Annotated in this window: 19 protein-coding genes; 3 read left to right on the forward strand and 16 right to left on the reverse strand. The window is 54.6% G+C overall.

Translation table 11 applies throughout. From position 1 onward, the window contains the following. Nucleotides 1-12 precede the first annotated feature (12 nt). The 12 genes from nuoL to lrhA all read right to left on the reverse strand — a co-directional run bounded on the left by nuoL (nucleotide 13) and on the right by lrhA (nucleotide 13452). Nucleotides 13-1854, reverse strand: a complete 1842-nt coding sequence (gene nuoL, locus ELK40_RS15820) for an NADH-quinone oxidoreductase subunit L (protein WP_023325763.1) — start codon at nucleotides 1852-1854, stop codon at nucleotides 13-15. Then, entirely contained in the window at nucleotides 1851-2153 is a 303-nt protein-coding gene (gene nuoK, locus ELK40_RS15825) for an NADH-quinone oxidoreductase subunit NuoK (RefSeq protein ID WP_003861496.1), read from the reverse strand. Before nuoK ends, nuoL begins: the two co-directional genes overlap by 4 nt. Beyond that, nucleotides 2150-2704, reverse strand: coding sequence for an NADH-quinone oxidoreductase subunit J (gene nuoJ / locus ELK40_RS15830; protein ID WP_127731784.1), 555 nt, complete (start codon nucleotides 2702-2704; stop codon nucleotides 2150-2152). The genes nuoK and nuoJ overlap by 4 nt, the downstream gene beginning before the upstream one ends. Before the next feature lie 10 nt (nucleotides 2705-2714). Beyond that, nucleotides 2715-3257, reverse strand: coding sequence for an NADH-quinone oxidoreductase subunit NuoI (gene nuoI, locus ELK40_RS15835; RefSeq protein WP_003861491.1), 543 nt, complete (start codon nucleotides 3255-3257; stop codon nucleotides 2715-2717). A gap of 13 nt (nucleotides 3258-3270) precedes the next feature. Next, nucleotides 3271-4248, reverse strand: a complete 978-nt coding sequence (gene nuoH, locus ELK40_RS15840) for an NADH-quinone oxidoreductase subunit NuoH (protein ID WP_008500211.1) — start codon at nucleotides 4246-4248, stop codon at nucleotides 3271-3273. Then, complete coding sequence (gene nuoG / locus ELK40_RS15845; RefSeq protein WP_127731786.1) at nucleotides 4245-6968, reverse strand: NADH-quinone oxidoreductase subunit NuoG; 2724 nt, start codon at nucleotides 6966-6968, stop codon at nucleotides 4245-4247. Before nuoG ends, nuoH begins: the two co-directional genes overlap by 4 nt. Nucleotides 6969-7023: 55 nt before the next feature. After that, nucleotides 7024-8361, reverse strand: coding sequence for an NADH-quinone oxidoreductase subunit NuoF (gene nuoF / locus ELK40_RS15850; protein WP_008500209.1), 1338 nt, complete (start codon nucleotides 8359-8361; stop codon nucleotides 7024-7026). Further along, a complete protein-coding gene (gene nuoE, locus ELK40_RS15855) occupies nucleotides 8358-8858 on the reverse strand; it encodes an NADH-quinone oxidoreductase subunit NuoE (RefSeq protein ID WP_006176513.1) in 501 nt (166 codons plus the stop codon). Before nuoE ends, nuoF begins: the two co-directional genes overlap by 4 nt. A gap of 2 nt (nucleotides 8859-8860) precedes the next feature. Beyond that, nucleotides 8861-10663, reverse strand: a complete 1803-nt coding sequence (gene nuoC, locus ELK40_RS15860; RefSeq protein WP_023312537.1) for an NADH-quinone oxidoreductase subunit C/D — start codon at nucleotides 10661-10663, stop codon at nucleotides 8861-8863. An 89-nt stretch (nucleotides 10664-10752) separates the two neighbouring features. Beyond that, the gene (gene nuoB, locus ELK40_RS15865; RefSeq protein WP_003861482.1) at nucleotides 10753-11427 is read right to left on the reverse strand and encodes an NADH-quinone oxidoreductase subunit NuoB; all 675 of its coding nucleotides are present in this window, start codon (nucleotides 11425-11427) and stop codon (nucleotides 10753-10755) included. A 15-nt stretch (nucleotides 11428-11442) separates the two neighbouring features. After that, on the reverse strand, nucleotides 11443-11883 hold the full coding sequence (gene nuoA, locus ELK40_RS15870; protein WP_014171000.1) for an NADH-quinone oxidoreductase subunit NuoA: 441 nt from the start codon (nucleotides 11881-11883) through the stop codon (nucleotides 11443-11445). Nucleotides 11884-12513: 630 nt separating this feature from the next. After that, nucleotides 12514-13452: a transcriptional regulator LrhA gene (gene lrhA, locus ELK40_RS15875; protein ID WP_111965271.1), complete on the reverse strand. Its 939-nt coding sequence runs from the start codon at nucleotides 13450-13452 to the stop codon at nucleotides 12514-12516. A 937-nt stretch (nucleotides 13453-14389) separates the two neighbouring features. Here lrhA and alaA point away from each other — a divergent pair. Then, the gene (gene alaA, locus ELK40_RS15880; protein WP_008500204.1) at nucleotides 14390-15604 is read left to right on the forward strand and encodes an alanine transaminase AlaA; all 1215 of its coding nucleotides are present in this window, start codon (nucleotides 14390-14392) and stop codon (nucleotides 15602-15604) included. Nucleotides 15605-15698: 94 nt separating this feature from the next. Beyond that, nucleotides 15699-16298: a 5'-deoxynucleotidase gene (yfbR, locus tag ELK40_RS15885; RefSeq protein WP_010433329.1), complete on the forward strand. Its 600-nt coding sequence runs from the start codon at nucleotides 15699-15701 to the stop codon at nucleotides 16296-16298. 54 nt (nucleotides 16299-16352) lie between these two features. Here the strand turns inward: yfbR and ELK40_RS15890 are convergent, their stop codons facing one another. The 4 genes from ELK40_RS15890 to yfbV form a co-directional block, all read right to left on the reverse strand. Beyond that, nucleotides 16353-18185, reverse strand: coding sequence for an SLC13 family permease (locus ELK40_RS15890; protein ID WP_127731788.1), 1833 nt, complete (start codon nucleotides 18183-18185; stop codon nucleotides 16353-16355). Between the two features lie 75 nt (nucleotides 18186-18260). Further along, nucleotides 18261-18920, reverse strand: a complete 660-nt coding sequence (locus ELK40_RS15895; RefSeq protein WP_115875897.1) for a sugar phosphatase — start codon at nucleotides 18918-18920, stop codon at nucleotides 18261-18263. Nucleotides 18921-18931: 11 nt separating this feature from the next. Next, nucleotides 18932-19426 carry a YfbU family protein gene (locus ELK40_RS15900; RefSeq protein WP_023617380.1) on the reverse strand — a complete coding sequence of 165 codons (495 nt, stop codon included), beginning with the start codon at nucleotides 19424-19426 and terminating at the stop codon, nucleotides 18932-18934. Nucleotides 19427-19517: 91 nt separating this feature from the next. After that, nucleotides 19518-19973 carry a terminus macrodomain insulation protein YfbV gene (gene yfbV / locus ELK40_RS15905; protein ID WP_023312543.1) on the reverse strand — a complete coding sequence of 152 codons (456 nt, stop codon included), beginning with the start codon at nucleotides 19971-19973 and terminating at the stop codon, nucleotides 19518-19520. Between the two features lie 337 nt (nucleotides 19974-20310). On the opposite strand from yfbV, the gene ackA reads away from it, so the two are divergent. Further along, a complete protein-coding gene (ackA, locus tag ELK40_RS15910) occupies nucleotides 20311-21513 on the forward strand; it encodes an acetate kinase (RefSeq protein WP_063145415.1) in 1203 nt (400 codons plus the stop codon). Nucleotides 21514-21561 lie beyond the last annotated feature (48 nt).

A 21561-nucleotide genomic window follows, 5' to 3' on the forward strand; every position in this document is an offset into this window, starting at 1 on the left:
TTCACTTAACGATCAACGCAACACCATCAGCAGCGCCAGCACGACAACCGCACCGATGCTCATGGACGCCACATACCAGCGCAGGTAACCGTTCTCGCTGTACAGCAGGCCTTTACCTGCAAAGCGGGAAAGGATCGCCGGGATGTTCATCAAGCTGTTCAGCGGGTCGCGCTTCAGCAGCCACGCGATGCCCAGGAACGGCTTAACGAAGATCATGTCGTACAGCCAGTCGAAGCCCCACGCGTTGTACCACCAGGTGCCCAGCAGGCGGCCCGGCGCACTGTTGGCCACGGCAGTGACCAGCGTACGTTTGCCCAGCCACAGCCATGCTGCGATCAGGATGCCCGCGATAGCGACCACACCGGAGGTGATTTCAAGCGTCAGAACGCGACCGTGCTCAAGCTCGGTGGTGTCTGGCAGTACGCCCTGCAGCGGTGGCACAATCATCGCGCCAACGAAGGTGGACAGTACCAGCAGCACAATCAGCGGCAGGTGGTGGGTAATCCCCTTCCCTGCGTGAGCGTGAATTTGTTCTTTACCGTGGAATACGATGAAAATCATACGGAAGGTATACAGGGAGGTCATGAACGCACCGACCAGACCCGCAACCATCAGATTGATATGACCATTCGCCATGGCACCCGCAAGGATTTCGTCCTTACTGAAGAAGCCCGCGGTGATCAGCGGCAGTGCCGCCAGCGCCGCGCCGCCCACCAGGAAGCAGACATAAACCAGCGGAATGGACTTACGCAGTCCGCCCATCTTGAAGATGTTCTGCTCGTGGTGGCAGGCCAGAATCACGGAACCGGATGAGAGGAACAGCAGCGCTTTAAAGAACGCGTGCGTCATCAGGTGGAAAATGGCCGCGTCCCACGCCTGAACGCCCAGCGCCAGGAACATGTAACCAATCTGGCTCATGGTGGAATACGCGAGAACGCGTTTGATGTCGGTCTGCACCAGCGCGGCAAAGCCTGCCAGCACCAGCGTGACCGCACCGACGATACCCACCAGATGCAGAATTTCCGGGGTCATCAGGAACAGGCCATGGGTACGCGCAATCAGGTAAACACCGGCGGTAACCATGGTCGCAGCGTGGATCAGCGCGGAGACAGGGGTTGGACCCGCCATCGCGTCGGCCAGCCACGTCTGCAACGGCAGCTGCGCGGATTTACCCACGGCACCACCCAGCAGCATCAGCGTCGCCCACCACAGCATGTTGTTGCCTGCCGCGAAGTGCGCCGGCGCCAGTTCCACCATTTCGCGGAAGTTCAGCGTGCCCAGTTCGTTGTAAAGAATGAACAGCGCGAACGCGAGGAAGACGTCACCCACGCGGGTCACGACGAATGCTTTCATGGCCGCTGCGCCATTCTTCGGATCGGTATAGTAGAAACCGATCAGCAGGTAAGAACACAGACCTACGCCTTCCCAGCCCAGATACATCAGCAGCAGGTTATCGGCCAGCACTAGAACCACCATGCTGGCGATAAACAGGTTGGTGTAGGCGAAGAAGCGGGAGTACCCCTCTTCACCGCGCATATACCAGGAGGCGAACATGTGGATCAGGAAGCCGACGCCGGTGACCACGGAGAGCATGGTCAGCGAGAGGCCGTCCAGCACCAGGTTGAAGCCGATGTTGAAATCACCGACCGACATCCAGGTCCACAGCGGTACGCTGAAAGGCTGACGCCCGTTGTTAAAGAAGTCGATACCCGCATACGCTGTAACCAGCGCGGCCAGGCCAACAGAGCCCATGCCGACGGTCGCAGACAGATTCTCAGACCAGCGGCCGCGAGAAAACGCCAGCAGCACGAAGCCAATCAGCGGAAAAATAATGGTTAAGGCAAGCATGTTCATCCACGCAACTCACTTACTGAATCGATGTTCAGATTCTGGCGGCGACGATGGAGCTGCAGCAACAGCGCCAGGCCAATACTCGCTTCGGCAGCCGCGAGGCTGATGGCGAGAATGTACATCACCTGACCATCGGTCTGGCCCCAGTAGCTTCCGGCGACCACGAAGGCCAGCGCGGAGGCGTTAATCATGATTTCCAGCCCGATCAGCATAAACAGCAGATTGCGGCGGATAACCAGACCGGTCAGACCCAGAACGAATAAAATCGCAGCGAGGATCAGTCCATGTGTTAAGGGGATCATGCGCGCTCCTCCGTTTTTCTTTTCGAGCGGTCGTCAGTGCGGTTGCTCAGCACCTCGCCAGCACGCTCTTCGCGGCCAACGTGGAAAGCAACAACCAGACCTGCCAGCAGCAGCATTGAGGCCAGTTCAACCGCCAGAACGTATGGGCCAAAGAGCGTGATACCTACCTCTTTCGCGCCAATTGGCGTGCCGTCGATGCCCTGATCGTTAACACCCAGAATGGCGTACACGATCACCACCAGCATGATAGCCGACAAAATTGCCGGGCCGATCCACACCTGCGGTTTTAACCACTGACGTTCCTGCTCAATTTCAGAGCCGCCCAGGTTCAGCATCATCACCACGAACACGAAGAGCACCATGATGGCCCCGGCGTAGACGATGATTTCCAGCGCACCGGCGAAGTGCGCGCCCAGTGCGAAGAACACCCCGGAAATGGCCAGCAGCGAGATGATTAAGTACAGCAGCGCATGCACCGGATTGGTGTGCGTAATCACTCGCAGCGTAGCCAGGATGGCGATAAGGCCACAGATATAAAAAGCGAATTCCATTGCCCTCTCCTTACGGTAACAGGCTCTTGACGTCGATAGGCTTAGCTTCGTTCTCTGCTTCACCCTTATCTTTGCCGTCGATTGCCATACCCGCCATCCGGTAGAAGTTATATTCCGGGTATTTGCCCGGACCGGAAATCAGCAGATCCTCTTTCTCGTACACCAGGTCCTGACGCTTGTACTCACCCAGCTCGAAGTCTGGAGTCAGCTGAATCGCCGTGGTTGGGCACGCTTCTTCACACAGACCGCAGAAAATGCAGCGTGAGAAGTTGATGCGGAAGAACTCAGGGTACCAGCGGCCGTCTACCGTCTCGGCTTTCTGCAGAGAGATACAGCCTACCGGACACGCTACCGCACAAAGGTTACAGGCAACGCAGCGCTCGGAACCGTCCGGGTCGCGCGTCAGCACGATACGGCCACGGTAGCGCGGCGGCAGATATACCGGCTCTTCCGGGTACATCCGGGTTTCGCGTTTGGCAAACGCGTGCAGGCCGATCATCCAGATACTGCGTACCTGGGTACCGAAGCCTACCAGTAATTCTTTTAAGGTCATGGTCTATTGCCCCTTATGGCTGCTGCCAGAGAATGACAGCGGCCGTTACCAACAAGTTGACGAGCGTCAGCGGCAGGCACACTTTCCAGCCGAAGGACATTACCTGGTCATAACGCGGACGCGGTAACGCTGCGCGAATCAAAATGAACATCATCATGAAGAACGCGGTTTTCAGCGCGAACCAGATGAACGGCGGTAAGAACGGGCCATGCCAGCCACCGAAGAACAGCGTTACCATCAACGCCGAAATGGTGACGATACCGATGTACTCGCCCACGAAGAACAGACCGAATTTCATACCGGAATATTCGATGTGGTAACCGTCGGCCAGTTCCTGTTCGGCTTCTGGCTGGTCAAACGGGTGACGGTGACACACTGCCACGCCCGCGATGGCAAAGGTAATAAACCCAAAGAACTGCGGAATAACGTTCCAGATGTCGGCCTGGTTATTGACGATGTCGGTCATGTTGAATGAACCGGCCTGCGCCACCACGCCCATCAGGGAAAGACCCAGGAACACTTCGTAACTCAGGGTCTGCGCGGAAGCACGCATCGCACCCAGCAGCGAGTATTTGTTGTTACTGGACCAGCCTGCGAACAGGACCGCGTAAACCGCGAGGCCTGCCATCATCAGGAAGAACAGAATGCCGATGTTCAGGTCAGCGACCACCCAGGTCGGGCTGACCGGAACGATAGCAAACGCCAGCAGCAGCGAGGTGAAGGCGATCATCGGTGCCAGAGTAAAGATCACGCGATCCGAGAAGCGCGGGATCCAGTCCTCTTTAAAGAACATCTTGATCATATCCGCGACCAGCTGGAGTGAACCACCCCAGCCCACGCGGTTCGGTCCGTAACGGTTCTGGAACAGACCGAGCAGACGACGTTCACCAAAGCTCATGAACGCGCCGCAGGTGACCACCACCAGCAGGATTACAATCGCTTTCAGAATGCTCAGCAGGATGTCGATAAGATCCGGCGTTAACCAACTCATGCTTTTGCCTCCTGCAGATTATCAAGACGCGCACCCGCCAGAACCGGCGCGATGCCTGGCATACCCATCGGCAGCCCCACCTGCCCTGCTGTCAGACTTTCAGAAATAATCAGCGGCAGGCTGATGGTCTGGCCGTCATAGCTAAAGGCGATGTTTGCACCCGCGTTAACGCCAAGCTTCGCGGCGTCAGCCGGGTTAAGCTTGATGTACGGCTGCGGCATACGGGTCTGGAAGACCGGTGAACGCTGGGACAGCTCGTCGCTACCGAACAGGTGGTAGTACGGGGCAATACGCCAGCTACCGTCCTGCGCCTGGAAACTCGCCGGTACGGTGGTGAAGAAGTCCAGACCGGTTTCGGAGGCTTCAATCAGACGCACGCCCGGATCGCCGTGGCGCAGGGAGCCGCCCACTTCAGCCTGGAACTTGTTCCATGCCTGCGGGGAGTTCCAGCCCGGTGCCCATGCGAACGGGATTTGCGAACGCGGCGCAGACGGCTGGTTGTTCCCTTCCATCGAGAAGGCGAACATGGTGTCTTTATCCTGCGGCTGGCGCGGTTCGTGCACGCTGATGTTGGCACGCATCGCAGTACGGCCACTGTAACGGTGCGGTTCACGCGCCAGTTTCTGGCCGCGAATGCGGAAGCTTGCTTCAGGCGCGGCATCTTTAATGCCTGCCAGCTGAGGCAGTTTTTCGACTACCGCGTCGATAACGTGGTCGAGCTGCGTCCAGTCCACTTCACGGCTCTGCACGGTGCTGTGCAGGGAGTGCAGCCAGCGCCAGCTTTCCAGCATCACGGTGTTGCTGTCGTAGTACGCCGGGTCATAAACCTGGAAGAAACGCTGGGCGCGACCTTCGTTGTTGATAACGGTACCGTCGCTTTCTGCGAAGCTTGCCGCAGAGAGCACCAGGTGCGCTTTGTCCATAATCGCGGTGCGCTGATGGTCAATGACCATCACCAGCGGGGCTTTGGAGAGCGCAGCGTCTACGCGAGCGGCAGAAGCATGACGATGCAGGTCGTTTTCCAGCACCACCACGGCGTCAGCGGCACCGGATTCCAGTTCGCTTAACGCTTCTTCCAGCGAGCCGCCGCCAATCATGCCCAGACCAATGCTGTTCACCGCACGGGCAATCATGGTCACACCGACGTCAGCACCGCGGCCTTTCAGAGCTTTGGCCACGTTGGCTGCTGCCTGAATGATCTCTGCGCTACCGGCGTTGGTACCGGAAATAATCAGCGGTTTCTTCGCACCGGCCAGGGCCTGAACAATCACGTCGACCTTGTTTTGCAGGTCGCGATCCAGCTCAACGGCCGGTGAGCTGTTGTCCAGCGCGTGGGCAATCGCAAAGCCGAGGCGCGCCTGATCTTCAACCGGTGCGCAGTAGGTCCACGCCGCGATATCGTCCAGACGGGTGTTGTCGACGTTGGTCACAAACAGAGGATGCTTCGCGCGCTGACCGATGTTCAGGATCGCCGCAATCTGCCAGTCAGCCACTTTTTGCGCCGCTGCCATTTCACGTGCTTTACCCTTCACCGCCTGGCGAACCGCCAGAGCCGCGCGTGCGCCGGTCTGCGTCAGGTCTTCACCCAGCACCAGGACCGCATCATAGGATTCGATTTCGCGCAGCGCCGGGGTATGGATACCGCCTTCACGCAGCACTTTCAGTACCAGCTGCAGACGTTCCTGCTCGCCCTGGGCGATACCGGTATAGAAGTTTTCCGCCCCGACCAGCTCGCGCAGCGCGAAGTTGCTTTCGATGCTGGCACGCGGGGAGCCAATACCAATCACTTTCTTCGACTGGCGCAGAATATCTGCCGCGCCCTGCATCGCCTGTTCAGCGTTTAGGGTAATGAAGTCGTCGCCACGGCGCTGAACCGGCTGACGCGGACGGTCCTTCAGGTTCACATAGCCATAGCCGAAACGACCGCGGTCGCACAGGAAGTAGTGGTTAACGGTACCGTTGTAACGGTTTTCGATACGACGCAGTTCGCCGTAGCGCTCACCCGGGCTGGTGTTACAGCCGAGAGAACACTGCTGGCAGATGCTTGGCGCAAACTGCATGTCCCATTTACGGTTGTAACGCTCGGAGTGGGTTTTATCCGTGAATACGCCGGTCGGGCAGATTTCTACCAGGTTACCGGAGAATTCGCTTTCAAGCGTACCGTCTTCCGGACGACCGAAGTAGACGTTGTCATGCGCGCCATACACGCCCAGATCCTGACCGTCTGCATAGTCTTTGTAGTAACGCACGCAGCGGTAGCAGGCGATGCAGCGGTTCATTTCGTGAGAGATGAACGGCCCCAGATCCTGGTTACGGTGGGTACGCTTGGTAAAGCGATAGCGACGGAAGCTGTGGCCGGTCATCACGGTCATATCCTGAAGGTGGCAGTTACCGCCCTCTTCACAGACCGGACAGTCGTGCGGGTGGTTGGTCATCAACCACTCCACCACGCTCTCGCGGAACTGTTTGGCTTCTTCGTCGTCAATCGAAATAAAAGTGCCTTCGGTGGCTGGCGTCATACAGGACATCACCAGGCGACCACGCGTGTCTTCCGCGTTTTGATATTGCTTCACCGCACACTGGCGGCAAGCACCGACGCTGCCCAGCGCCGGATGCCAGCAAAAGTACGGAATATCGAGGCCAAGAGACAGACAAGCTTCCAGCAGGTTGTCCGCCCCGTTGACTTCGTATTCTTTGCCGTCTACATGAATCGTAGCCATTAGCATGCTTCCAGTTGGCTCGGTCGAAACCGAGCGTTAATCAAAATTCTTGTCGTTACCAGCGCGCTTTAAGCAGGTTCGGCTGAATCCCATTGATGGCATGAGTATTGCTGAACGGCTGCTTGATGCCTGCTTCGAACTCGTCGCGGAAATATTTGATCGCGCTCTGCAGAGGTTCGACGGCACCCGGTGCGTGGGCACAGAAGGTTTTACCCGGGCCCAAGAATCGACACAGTTGCTCAAGCGTTTCGATATCGCCAGGCTGGCCTTCGCCACGTTCGATTGCACGCAGGATCTTCACGCTCCACGGCAGACCATCACGGCACGGTGTACACCAGCCGCAGGACTCACGGGCGAAGAACTCTTCCAGGTTACGCACCAGCGAGACCATGCCGATCTCGTGGTCGACGGCCATCGCCAGCGCCGTACCCAGACGGCTGCCTGCTTTACCAATGCTTTCGAACTCCATCGGCAGGTCAAGGTGGGCTTCGGTCAGGAAGTCTGTCCCTGCCCCACCCGGCTGCCAGGCTTTGAATTTCAGGCCATCACGCATGCCGCCAGCGTAGTCTTCAAGAATTTCACGTGCGGTGGTACCGAACGGCAGCTCCCAGACGCCAGGATTTTTAACGCGACCGGAGAAGCCCATCAGCTTGGTACCGGCATCTTTGCTTGAGGAGATGCCCTGATACCACTCCACGCCGTTGGCGAGGATAGCCGGAACGTTACACAGGGTTTCGACGTTGTTTACGCAGGTCGGTTTACCCCACACGCCGGAGCTTGCCGGGAACGGTGGCTTGGAACGCGGGTTCGCGCGGCGGCCTTCCAGGGAGTTAATCAGCGCAGTTTCTTCACCGCAGATGTAACGCCCGGCGCCGGTGTGCACGAACAGTTCGAAGTCAAACCCGGTGCCCAGGATGTTTTTACCCAACAGGCCCGCTTCGGTGGCTTCGGCAATCGCGCGACGCAGGTTTTCCGCCGCTTCGATGTACTCACCGCGCAGGAAGATATAGCCACGGTACGCTTTCAGCGCGAACGCGGAAATCAGCATGCCTTCCACCAGCAGGTGCGGCAGCTGTTCCATCAGCAGGCGGTCTTTATAGGTGCCCGGCTCCATTTCATCGGCGTTACACAGCAGGTAACGGATGTTCATGGATTCATCTTTTGGCATCAGGCTCCACTTCAGACCGGTGGAGAAGCCCGCGCCGCCGCGGCCTTTCAGGCCAGACTCTTTTACCGCGTTAACGATGTCGTCCGGCGCCATGCCGCCAAGGGCTTTACGCGCACCGGCATAGCCGTTTTTGCTCTGATATTCGTCGAGCCATACCGGCTGTTTGTCATCACGCAGACGCCAGGTCAGCGGATGCGTCTCAGCAGTACGAATTACAGTTTTCATTTGTACTGCTCCAGCAGGTCAGGAATCGCTTCCGGCGTCAGATGGCTGTGAGTGTCCTCATCAATCATCATGGTCGGCCCCTTGTCGCAGTTACCCAGGCAGCAGGTTGGCAGCAGAGTAAAGCGTCCATCGAACGTGGTCTGGCCCGGCTTGATATTGAGCTTCTTCTCAATCGCAGCCTGGATGCCCTGATAACCGGTGATATGGCAGACAACGCTGTCACAGTAGCGGATCACATGGCGGCCAACCGGCTGACGGAAGATCTGGCTGTAGAACGTGGCTACGCCTTCTACGTCGCTTGCCGGAATACCCAGCACTTTCGCGATCTCATAGATCGCCCCATCCGGCACCCAACCACGCTGTTTCTGTACGATTTTCAGCGCTTCAATGGACGCCGCACGCGGGTCTTCGTAGTGGTGCATCTCGTGCTCAATGGCGGCACGTTCTGCTTCACTCAGCTCAAAAGCCTCGGTTTGTGGTTGTTGATTCTCGTGCATAATTAGCGGTCCACATCTGACATAACAAAATCGATACTACCCAGATACACAATCAGGTCAGAGACCAGACTGCCGCGGATGGCGGACGGGATCTGCTGCAGGTGCGCAAAGCTCGGCGTACGCACGCGGGTACGGTAGCTCATGGTGCTGCCGTCACTGGTCAGGTAGTAACTGTTAATACCCTTGGTCGCTTCAATCATCTGGAAGGATTCTTGCGCCGGCATGACCGGACCCCAGGAAACCTGCAGGAAGTGTGTGATCAGGGTTTCGATATGTTGCAGCGTGCGCTCTTTCGGCGGCGGCGTCGTCAGCGGGTGATCCGCCTTGAACGGGCCTTCCGGCATGTTGTTGAGGCACTGCTCAAGGATGCGCAGACTCTGGCGCAGCTCTTCCACTTTCAGCATCACGCGGGTGTAGCAGTCGGAAACACCGCCGCCCACCGGGACTTCAAAGTCGAAGTTCTCGTAGCCAGAGTAAGGACGGGCTTTACGCACGTCGAAATCAATACCGGTCGCACGCAGACCTGCACCTGTTGTCCCCCACTCCAGCGCTTCTTTCGCGCCGTAGGCAGCAACGCCCTGGGAACGGCCTTTCAGGATGGTGTTACGCAGCGCGGCTTTCTCGTAAGACGCCAGACGTTTTGGCATCCAGTCGAGGAATTCACGCAGCAAACGGTCCCAGCCGCGCGGCAGATCGTGTGCCACACCGCCGATACGGAACCAGGCCGGGTGCATACGGAAACCGGTAATCGCTTCCACCAGATCGTAGATTTTCTGACGGTCGGTAAAGGCGAAGAAGACCGGGGTCATCGCGCCGACGTCCTGAATGAACGTGGAGATGTACAGCAGGTGGCTGTTGATACGGAACAGTTCTGACAGCATAACGCGAATCACGTTAACGCGATCCGGCGTAACGATACCCGCCAGTTTCTCAACGGCCAGCACGTATGGCATCTCGTTGACGCAGCCGCCGAGGTACTCGATACGGTCCGTATACGGAATGTAGCTGTGCCAGGACTGACGCTCGCCCATCTTCTCAGCACCACGGTGGTGGTAACCAATGTCAGGCACGCAGTCGACAATCTCTTCGCCATCGAGCTGAAGAATAATACGGAATGCACCGTGCGCAGACGGGTGGTTCGGACCTAGGTTGAGGAACATGAAGTCCTCGTTGTCGGTACCGCGCTTCATGCCCCAGTCTTCCGGTTTGAAGGTCAGCGCTTCCATCTCCAGATCCTGCTTGGCTTTAGTCAGCTCAAACGGATCGAATTCGGTTGCACGTGCCGGGTAGTCTTTACGCAGCGGGTGGCCGGTCCAGGTCTGCGGCATCATGATGCGCGTCAGGTGCGGGTGGCCGTCGAAGGTCATGCCGAACATTTCCCAGGTTTCACGCTCATACCAGTTGGCGTTCGGGAAAAGTTTGGTGATCGTCGGCAAATGCATGTCGTTTTCAGACAATGCCACCTTGAGCATGATATCCGTATTACGGTCTATTGAGATCAGGTGGTAGAAAACGGAAAAATCCGCAGCAGGGAGCCCCTGGCGGTGGGTACGCAGACGTTCATCCATGCCGTGTAAGTCAAACAGCATGACGTACGGTTTTGGCAATTTCTTGAGGAAATCGACAACTTCCAGCAATTGCTCACGCTTCACCCAAACAACGGGTACCCCGGTGCGGGTAGCCTGAACAGTAAAGGCATCCGGCCCAAAACGGTTGCGCAGTTCGCCAATGACTGGGTCATCCAGATGATCCCGGGTCTGCCAGGCGGCTTCTTGCGCGGTTAAGTCGGTCATATTGTTCACCATTGCAAATGGTCCGTGGTGACTGTTGAGCCTGGCTTCGCGCTATTTGAGTAGTGATATGCGAAGGTGTTCTCCAGGCCTACAGGCGCAATTTAAATTTCGTCAGGCGTACGCAGATTGGTGACGGCAATACGTTCACCACGTTTACGCTCGCGCTCAGACTGCATGTTCGCGCGATACACACCCTGATCGCCAACAACCCACGACAGTGGGCGACGTTCTTTACCGATAGACTCCTGCAGCAGCATCAGCGCCTGCATATAGGCTTCCGGACGTGGCGGGCAACCCGGGATGTACACATCCACTGGGATAAATTTATCTACGCCCTGTACGACGGAATAGATGTCGTACATACCGCCAGAGTTAGCACATGCCCCCATGGAGATAACCCATTTAGGCTCCAGCATCTGGTCATAAAGACGCTGAATAACAGGTGCCATTTTGGTAAAGCACGTACCGGCTACCACCATCAGGTCAGCCTGACGCGGGGAAGCACGGAGTACCTCTGCCCCAAAACGCGCAACGTCATGCACCGCAGTGAATGACGTCACCATTTCAACGTAGCAGCAAGAAAGGCCAAAGTTGTAAGGCCAGATGGAGTTCTTACGACCCCAGTTGACCATATCGTGCATGGCATGTTCGAGTTTGCCCATGTACACGCTTTTATTGACTTCTTGCTCCAGGGGGTCGGTTACGATCTCCTGTTTTTGCAGGGGGTAACGGTCATTCTCACCGTTAGGATCTATGCGGGTGAGCGTATAATCCATCTTATTGCCTCGCTGTTACTGCTGACGATTAGAGATACTGTTTTCCGGGTTGATGTGTTCACGACGTGAACGCGCAGGCGTCCAGTCAAGCGCGCCAATACGCACCAGATAAACCAGACCGGCCAGTAGCACTAAAATGAAAATTGCGGCCTCGACAAAGCCCACCCAACCACTTTCGCGGATGGACGTTGACCATGCGAAAAGGTAAAGCGCTTCCACGTCGAAGATGACGAAGAACATGGCTACCAGATAGAACTTGGCAGACAGGCGTAAGCGAGCGGAACCTACTGAATCAATACCTGATTCGAAAGGTGTGTTTTTGTGCCTTGCACGGGCGCGACCGCCCAGGAACCAGCCGCCGACTAACATCAGGCAGCACAGGCCAATGGCTACAATAAGAAAGATTGCGAATGCCCAGTGATGAGCGATGACTTCTGTGGATGTTGACATACTCATTGCTTACTCATCAAAAGTGATACCAACGACACTGCTCTTGCTGGCAGATGGGCATCACATCGATTCATGGGGAGGAACAAATAACCTTACACTAACTGTCAGAAATGAGACGTAGACAGCAAAATGATGGGGTTTTTTACTCCTTTCTATAACCTATTGTCAACTTTAACAAAGGTTTCTTCACATTAAATTACATCGAGCGATTCTCATTAACATTTGGTGCCCTTTAACCCTGGTGGGTGCATGACTTTCCGTCAAATGTATGTTGTTGAATCGTGTCCGTTTCGGAAGTAAAAAAAATAACCCTCCTATTTTGACAGGATTTGCCAACGATTCCTCCCCCCAAATAGGAGTATTTTCTTGATCTGTGACACGCTTTTGTTAATTCAACCAGGAAAACGGCAACATATTTCCTGTTTTTTTAACATGAGAGGGATATGGATGAAGTTAGAACGGAAAACGGACAATATGTAAGCAAAATCATTTAGCTTATTGATAAATAGAGAGTATCCTGAAAATCCATATGCTATAAGCGGATATTATTGCTAAAAAAAAGCCACTGCATGCGAAAATCACACGAGTGGCTTTTTTTTACACTTACATTTTGTTACCAGAATTTTGAGCTGGCGATCACTCAAAATCCCCTTCAACGATCAGGGAATCATCCCCCCCTTCGGAGGTAACGCGCTCGAACTGCCACGGGTTATGGTAGTTTTCCATCGCGTCGAACACCACCTTTGCCAGCTCGTTATGGCTGGACGAATTGTGGCAGAGCAGATATTCCGTATCCGGCAGCGCAGGCAGGCCATCGGACTTCCCCAGAACGCGCAGATCGGGGCTCATCATCTCTACCGGACGCGCCGTTACACCCAGACCGGCCTTCACGGCTGCACGGACCGCTGGTAACGTGGAAGCCACATACGCCAGACGCCACGGAATGTTGGCCTCATTCAGCGCCGTGAGCACCATATCGCGAAACGGGCTCGGGTCATCCAGTAAGACCAGTGGCACCGGTTCCCCTTTTTGCAGCACGTATTCGGCTGCACAATACCAGTGCGTAGGCGATGTACGCAGCGTCAGGCAATCAAACTGCCCGGGACGATGCGTAGTCACCACCAGGTCGACTTTATTCTCATTTAACATCTCAACCATAAAAGCATTACGCTTTACGCTAACGTCCAGTGCAAGCTTCGGATAAACCGAACTGATACGATTGAGGAGAAACGGCAATATTGTATCCGCTGACTCATCAGATGCGCCTAACGTTAGCACCCCTTGTAGGTTGCTAAACATTAATGACATACATGCTTCATCATTAAAGCGAAGAATTTTCCTGGCATAACCCAGAAGCTGAATACCGTGTTCCGTTAAGAGCTTATTACGCCCATGACGCGCAAAAAGCTCTTTACCAACCAGTTGCTCCAGCCGCTGCATTTGCTGGCTGACGGCGGACTGAGTTCGGCAAACGGCGGCAGCAGCTGCTGCAAAAGTGTTGAGATCGGCGACCGCAACAAACGTTCTCAGCAGATCGAGGTCGAGATTCATTATCGGACGATTTGCATTTATCATATCTATTCACTTTCAGGTTGCTCGTGCGGAGCTGCCCGGGTTGAAGCTGTGTGTAACAGTTAAGCAATTCCCTCTGAAGGTTTTCCCTCGCATCCCGGCCCGGCAGACTGCCTGACAGATAGTTATTGTGCTGCTTTATATCAACAGTCAGAAAGCACGTTTCATGACGTTATTTTTATTCTCTTAAACGTTCAGGATATTTAGATGTTCGCAGGTTTATGTAAATTACATTAAAGGTATAACACCTTTTCTGCCATCTTTATCGCAGCGCTGTCAACGTAGCAGGAGATGTTCGACACATTCCAGCCAGAGATAACTCCAACAATAACAATCAATTAATTCGGAAAATCAGTTACAGATATACAAAAACCGTGTATCTGCCCCCTGCTTTCCTGTAAGACATCTTAACCCAAATCCACTTTATTTATAAGTCTTATTGCAATATTGAGGATTAAAGAAGAATGTTAAGCTTCTAAACTAATTTTATTAAAATTAACTAAAGTTGCATTTTATAGGTTAATAATAAATAAATTTTAATTTAGATTAAGACCATTCATTAATGGCACTTAACATTAATTTCACATGAGTAACTTTTAGCCACATTATGCTTTTACAGGAACATTCCTCAAGCATTCAGGATTTACGAAAAGTCACTCAGGGTGATTGCTACCGTCGTCCGGCTCACCACTTATTTTATTCAGCACAATATACAGGATTTTGAAAAATTAATAGCATATTCGACCCATCCTGGTACCGTAAGTGCAACTTTAAGCCAGTATAAAAGCGAATGTGCAGCGAAAAAGATTTATCAATTTTTTGCTGCCGGCACAAAATCTTCTACTGCACACCCTTCAAAACGAAGCGAGGGGGGAGTACATTATTCCGTGCTGACTTCCACGGCAGGGAGCGGCAATAATAGCGAAAAGGTTAAAGGTTCATGTCCCCTATCGAAAAATCCAGCAAGCTAGATAACGTCTGTTATGACATCCGCGGCCCGGTTCTGAAAGAGGCAAAACGCCTTGAAGAGGAAGGCAACAAGGTTCTGAAACTCAACATTGGTAACCCTGCGCCATTTGGTTTTGAAGCGCCGGATGAAATTCTGGTTGATGTGATCCGCAACCTTCCTACTGCACAAGGCTATTGCGATTCAAAAGGACTTTACTCCGCACGTAAAGCCATCATGCAGCACTACCAGGCACGCGGCATGCGTGATGTTACCGTTGAAGATATTTATATTGGCAACGGCGTCTCCGAACTGATCGTGCAGGCGATGCAGGCGCTGCTGAACAGCGGGGACGAAATGCTGGTTCCCGCACCGGACTATCCGCTGTGGACGGCTGCAGTATCCTTGTCCAGCGGTAAGGCCGTGCACTATCTTTGCGACGAGTCCTCCGACTGGTTCCCGGACCTCGATGATATTCGCGCAAAAATCACGCCCCGCACGCGCGGCATCGTGATCATTAACCCGAACAATCCAACGGGTGCGGTATACTCAAAAGAGCTGCTGATGGAGATCGTCGAGCTCGCCCGCCAGCACAACCTGATCATCTTTGCCGACGAAATTTACGACAAGATCCTATACGACGCGGCACAGCACCACTCAATCGCAGCGCTGGCCCCGGATCTGCTGACCGTCACCTTTAACGGCCTGTCTAAAACCTACCGCGTGGCCGGTTTCCGTCAAGGCTGGATGGTATTAAACGGTCCGAAAAAGCACGCCAAAGGCTATATTGAAGGGCTGGAGATGCTGGCCTCCATGCGTTTATGTGCCAACGTTCCGGCGCAGCACGCAATCCAGACGGCGCTGGGTGGTTATCAGAGCATTAGCGAGTTCATCGTGCCCGGTGGACGCCTGTACGAACAGCGTAACCGCGCGTGGGAGCTGATCAACGATATTCCGGGGGTTTCCTGCGTGAAGCCGAATGGGGCGCTCTATATGTTCCCGAAAATTGACGCGAAGCGCTTCAATATTCACGATGATCAGAAAATGGTGCTTGATTTCCTGCTGCAGGAAAAAGTGCTGCTGGTCCAGGGCACGGCGTTTAACTGGCCGTGGCCGGATCATGTGCGCATCGTGACGCTGCCGCGCGAAGATGACCTCGAAATGGCCATCAGCCGCTTTGGTCGCTTCCTCTCTGGATACCATCAGTAATCTTAAAATCAGGCTACTTCGGTAGCCTGATTTGCATCTTCCCTCCCCTCCCCGCACAATGAACGCCTGTCGCAGTGAAGACAAAAGGTATCCTATGAGTCAGAGTCATTTCTTTGCCCACCTCTCCCGCCTGAAACTCATCAACCGCTGGCCGCTGATGCGCAACGTGCGCACAGAGAACGTGTCAGAGCACAGCCTGCAGGTTGCCATGGTCGCTCACGCGCTGGCCGCCATTAAAAACCGCAAATTCAACGGTCAGGTCAATGCAGAGCGCATTGCCCTGCTGGCGATGTACCACGATGCGTCAGAAGTGCTGACCGGCGACCTGCCTACGCCGGTGAAATATTTCAACTCGCAAATTGCGCAGGAATATAAGGCCATCGAGAAGATTGCCCAGCAGAAGCTGATCGACATGGTGCCGGATGAGTTGCGCGACATCTTTGAGCCGCTCATCGATGAGCATCAGTACACGGAAGATGAAAAGTCGCTGGTCAAACAGGCCGACGCGCTCTGCGCCTATCTGAAGTGTCTTGAAGAGTTGTCCGCAGGGAATAACGAATTTTTACTGGCAAAAACGCGCCTGGAAAAAACGCTGGAATCCCGCCGCAGCGAAGAGATGGATTATTTTATGCAGGTGTTTGTACCGAGCTTCCATTTATCGTTGGATGAGATCAGTCAGGATTCGCCATTGTAATTTTTCGCCGGGTGGCGGCTTCGCCTTACCCGGCCTACGTTTCTGCGCTCACGCTTAAAACGGGAACAGGATCGGTATCAATACCACGCACACCACCATCACCAGCACGGTGAACGGCACGCCCAGCTTCACGAAATCGCTGAACTTATAGTTCCCGGGCCCGAGCACCAGCGTGTTCACCGGTGAAGAGACCGGCGTCATAAATGCCGCGGAAGCGGCCATCGCCACCATCATCGCAAACGGGTACGGCGATACGCCCATGGACTTTGCCATCGCCAGCGCGATAGGCGCCATCAGTACCGCCGTCGCGGTGTTGGAGATAAACAGACCGATGGTGGCGCACATGATAAACAGGCAGACCATCATCATGTACGGCCCATACCCGCCGCCGACGTCCATTAAGCCTTTAACGATCAGATCCACGCCACCGGTTTTTTGCAACGCCAGGGCGAAAGGCATCATCCCGACGATGAGAATAATGCTCGGCCAGTGAACGGCTTTATAGGCGCTTTCGGCGTCAATACAGCGGAATTTACCCATCAACAGGCAGGCGATGATTGCCGCGACCGGATTGGGAATTTCATCGGTCAGCATCAGCGCCACCATCAGCACCAGACAAAAAATAGCGTGAGGCGCCTGGCTGTGCGCAGGCGACGCGTCGCTCTCCTCAACAGGCATGTTGAGCACCACAAAATCACGCCCTTTTTGCCCGAGCTGGCTTATCAGCTTCCAGTTACCGACAACCAGGAAGATGTCGCCCAGCAGGATCGGCTCATCGACTACCGCCCCTTCCATCGCCACGCCATCGCGCTTCAGCCCCACGACGTTAAGGCCATAACGGGTACGGAATCCCATTTCCCGCACGGTTTTACCTAACAGTTCCGACTCCGGGATTAGCGACACCTCGGCCATGCCGACATCCAGCGCCTGATCGGAGAAATACTCCCCGCGAAGCACCATAGGTTCCAGCAGCTGTTCGCTGCAAAAATCGCGCAGATCCACGTCCGCGGTGGACATATCAATCAGCAGGACGTCACGCGCGCGGAATTCCGACACCCCGTTGACGTTAACGATCACTCGACGAAAACGTCGCCAGCGCTCTACGCCAATCACATTCGCGCCATAGCGCTCACGCAGTTTCAGATCATCAAGCCGCTGCCCAACCATCGGCGATCCGGGGCGAATAGCCAGACGGCGCGCGCGCCCGGTAAGGCGGTACTCTTTAATCAAATCGCGGAAGGTGCGTCGCTTCCATCCTTCTTTATTTTTGTCCTGTTTTTCACCTTTAAGGGCAAAACGGGTCAGCAGCATGTAGACCACGCCCATTACAAGAATAACCAGCCCAAGCGGGGTGACGCTGAAAAAACTGAAGCCCTCAAATCCTTCCCGGATCAGCTCGCTGTTGACGACCAGGTTCGGCGGCGTTGCCACCAGCGTCATCATTCCGCTGATCAAACCGGCGAAACTCAGGGGCATCATCAGGCGCGACGGCGAGCTCTGCATCCGCATGGAAACGCTCAGCACCACCGGGATAAAGATGGCGACCACGCCCGTGGAGCTCATAAACGCCCCCAGTCCGGCGACGGTCACCATCAGGTAGATCAGCATTTTGGTTTCGCTGCTGCCCGCCACTTTCACTAGCCACGACCCCACAATGGTCGCCACGCCGGTGCGCACCAGCCCATCACCAATAATAAACAGGGCTGCAATCAGGATAACGTTGGGATCGCTAAACCCGGAGAAGGCTTCCGGCAGCGTGAGCGTACCGCTCAGCACAAACGCGACGATGACAAACAAGGCGACGGCGTCCATGCGTACCTTGCCCGTTGCAAAAAGAAGGATGGCGATTAAAAGCAGGCTCAGGACCCAAATCAGTTCACCGTTCACAACATGTCCTTGTCAGTGGGAGATGAGAAATTTTGCCATAAAAAAGCCCCATCAGCGTGGGGCTATATCATGGGTTTACATTTTTAGCGAGACGGTTACAACACCATCAGAGGCTTTCGAAACAGCCAGTGCCGTCAGTGAATCGAGCACCAAATCTGCCTCCTCCAGGCGGGGAGATCCCGCCGGAACGTTAACAGCGATGACGTGGCTCCCTGCGTTCAGCCCGGCCAGTACGCCAGCCGCCGCATCTTCCACCACCACGCACTCTGCCGGGTCGAGGCCCAGCAGTTCAGCGCCCAGTAAAAATGCATCAGGCTCCGGTTTACCCCGCTTCACGCGCTCCGCCGTAATAAACACGTCAGGCGTCGGCAACCCTGCCGCCTTGTGTCGGGCGTGGGCAACCGGTACGGAACCGGAGGTGACGATAGCCCACGGGATCTGCGCCTCGTTCAAATGCTCAAGCAGTTCGCGCGCGCCCGGTAATGCGGTGATACCGTCAGTATCGGTGGCTTCAATATGCTCCAGGTATTTGAACTCCGCCTGAATTTCGTCCTCAGTGCGTCCGGCCAGGAAGTGCCGTAGCGAGGTAATGGCCTGTTTGCCATGGATAAAATTCAGCACGTCCTGATGGTCGATGCCATGTCTGTCAGCCCAATGGCACCATGAACGCTCAACAACCGGCAGCGAGTCCACCAGCGTACCGTCCAGATCAAACAGAAAACCTCTACACTGCACACGCACCTCCGTCAGGCATTAATGATTTGTTGAATTTCGTTGCTGCTTAAATGGTACTGACGCGGACAGGCATGCCACGCGCTCAGCATGCGCTGATACTTATCCCACATCGGGGTCTGCGCGTTGAAGCCGTGGGTGCCCGCGTCAAAGTGGGTATAACGCCCTTCAGTATTCACCATAAAACGAACATAGCTCAGATAACGCGCTTCCGTTGCGGCATCAAAGCCTAAAAAGGTCACGCGGCGCTCGTCAATGGACTGCCGATCTTTGAGATTCGTCCAGGACACGTGCAGAGCGTGATACATCTCCATAATATCGATCACGATGCGGCAGGTTTCTTCTTTCAGCTCGCCAAACTCGCGGTCCAGTTCACGCATTTGCAAACCAAAGCCGCGTTCGACGATGGTTTGCAGGCGGCTGTAGCGCGCAGCGTTATCGGGATCAAGCATAGTCATCATCTTGTACTGGTTAGACAAAATCAGACGTTGAGCATGGGTCATTTCCATCTTTCGACTCCTGTAGCGCATTGCACTTAAAAAAAAGACACGGTAACTGATTGTTACTGTGCCTTCTTTTCGTCGTCGTTTCGATGATCAATCACAAATCATCGAGGAATGTTTTATCCAGTTGCTTAAAAGCACGCTTTAACGTGTCCGCCAGCGCCTGGTAATCCGGCTTGCCTTCAACCGGAGCGAGCGCCTGCCCGGCCTCTTCCAGCTTACCGCGCACTTCATAAAACCAGTGTAAAATAGAAGGTGGAAGTGGGGTGATGGACCGTTTACCTAACCACCACAGGCCCTGCATCGGCAGGCTTAATGCGAAGAGCGCCGTGGCGACGGCAGGTCCAAGCTGCCCACCCAGCGCAATCTGCCAGCACAGCGTAAAGACAGCGACAGGCGGCATAAAACGAATCGCATAGCGCGTGGCGCGGATGGTGCGATTCTCAATAAACATCGGCGCAAGGCGCTTTTCCATTGGCCACGTCTTTGCGTAATGCTGTCCCCGACGAAACAGACTGAAGAAATTTACGGACGGGTTCTCTGGTGTCGACATGGCTGTACCTCAACTTCACATATAAAAATTAAAATTTTCGTGCAAAACCACAACAAGCTATGACAACGTTCAAAATATTTTGTCATCTCTACCCCGTATCGGGTATCCTGTGCCAGCCTGATAGGGCCATAGACGAGAATCATTAGCTCGTCAAATTATTGCATATTATGCCATTGGCTGAAAATTGTGCAAAATGGCATAAAATCATAGTTATTTCTTCCATCATGCCACAATGTTCGTTTGGCATGATGTTAATCATAAATGTCCGAGTCATCATGCGTTACGCTGTTAGACTCACTGACGTTTTTTTAGCCACGTATCAATAATAGGTACTTCCATGTCGAGTAAGTTAGTACTGGTTCTGAACTGCGGTAGCTCCTCACTGAAATTCGCCATCATCGATGCGCTCAACGGTGACGAATACCTCTCTGGTTTGGCCGAATGTTTCCATCTGCCTGAAGCACGTATCAAGTGGAAGATGGACGGCAGCAAACAAGAAGCGGCTTTAGGTGCAGGCGCCGCTCACAGTGAAGCGCTGAACTTTATCGTTAACACTATTCTGGCACAAAAACCAGAACTGTCTGCTCAGCTGACTGCGATTGGTCACCGTATCGTCCACGGCGGCGAAAAATACACCAGCTCCGTCGTCATCGACGAATCTGTGATCCAGGGCATCAAGGACTCTGCGTCCTTCGCACCGCTGCACAACCCGGCTCACCTGATCGGTATCGCTGAAGCACTGAAATCCTTCCCGAATCTGAAAGACAAAAACGTGGCCGTATTCGATACCGCGTTCCATCAGACCATGCCGGAAGAGTCTTACCTCTATGCCCTGCCATACAGCCTGTACAAAGAACATGGCGTACGTCGTTACGGCGCGCACGGCACCAGCCACTTCTATGTGACTCAGGAAGCGGCAAAAGTGCTGAACAAGCCGGTTGAAGAACTGAACATCATCACCTGCCACCTGGGCAACGGTGGTTCTGTTTCGGCTATCCGCAACGGTAAATGTGTTGATACCTCCATGGGTCTGACCCCGCTGGAAGGTCTGGTGATGGGTACCCGTTCCGGTGACATCGACCCGGCAATCATCTTCCACCTGCATGACACCCTGGGCATGAGCGTTGACCAGATCAACAAAATGCTGACCAAAGAGTCTGGCCTGCTGGGTCTGACCGAAGTCACCAGCGACTGCCGTTACGTTGAAGACAACTACGCAGAGAAAGAAGACGCTAAACGTGCAATGGACGTTTACTGCCACCGTCTGGCGAAGTACATCGGCTCTTACACTGCGCTGATGGAAGGCCGTCTGGACGCGGTTATCTTCACCGGTGGTATCGGTGAGAACGCGGCAATGGTTCGTGAACTGTCCCTGGGCAAACTGGGCGTTCTGGGCTTTGAGGTTGATCACGAGCGTAACCTGGCTGCCCGCTTCGGCAAGTCTGGCTTCATCAACAAAGAAGGCACCCGCCCTGCTCTCGTAATCCCAACTAACGAAGAGCTGGTCATCGCGCAAGACGCGCACCGCCTGACTGCCTGATTCCACACCGCCAGCAATGCTGGCGGTGCTGTTTTGTAACCCGCCCAA

The organism is Enterobacter sp. N18-03635 (assembly GCF_004006055.1).
In the GTDB taxonomy this organism is placed as follows: domain Bacteria; phylum Pseudomonadota; class Gammaproteobacteria; order Enterobacterales; family Enterobacteriaceae; genus Enterobacter; species Enterobacter vonholyi.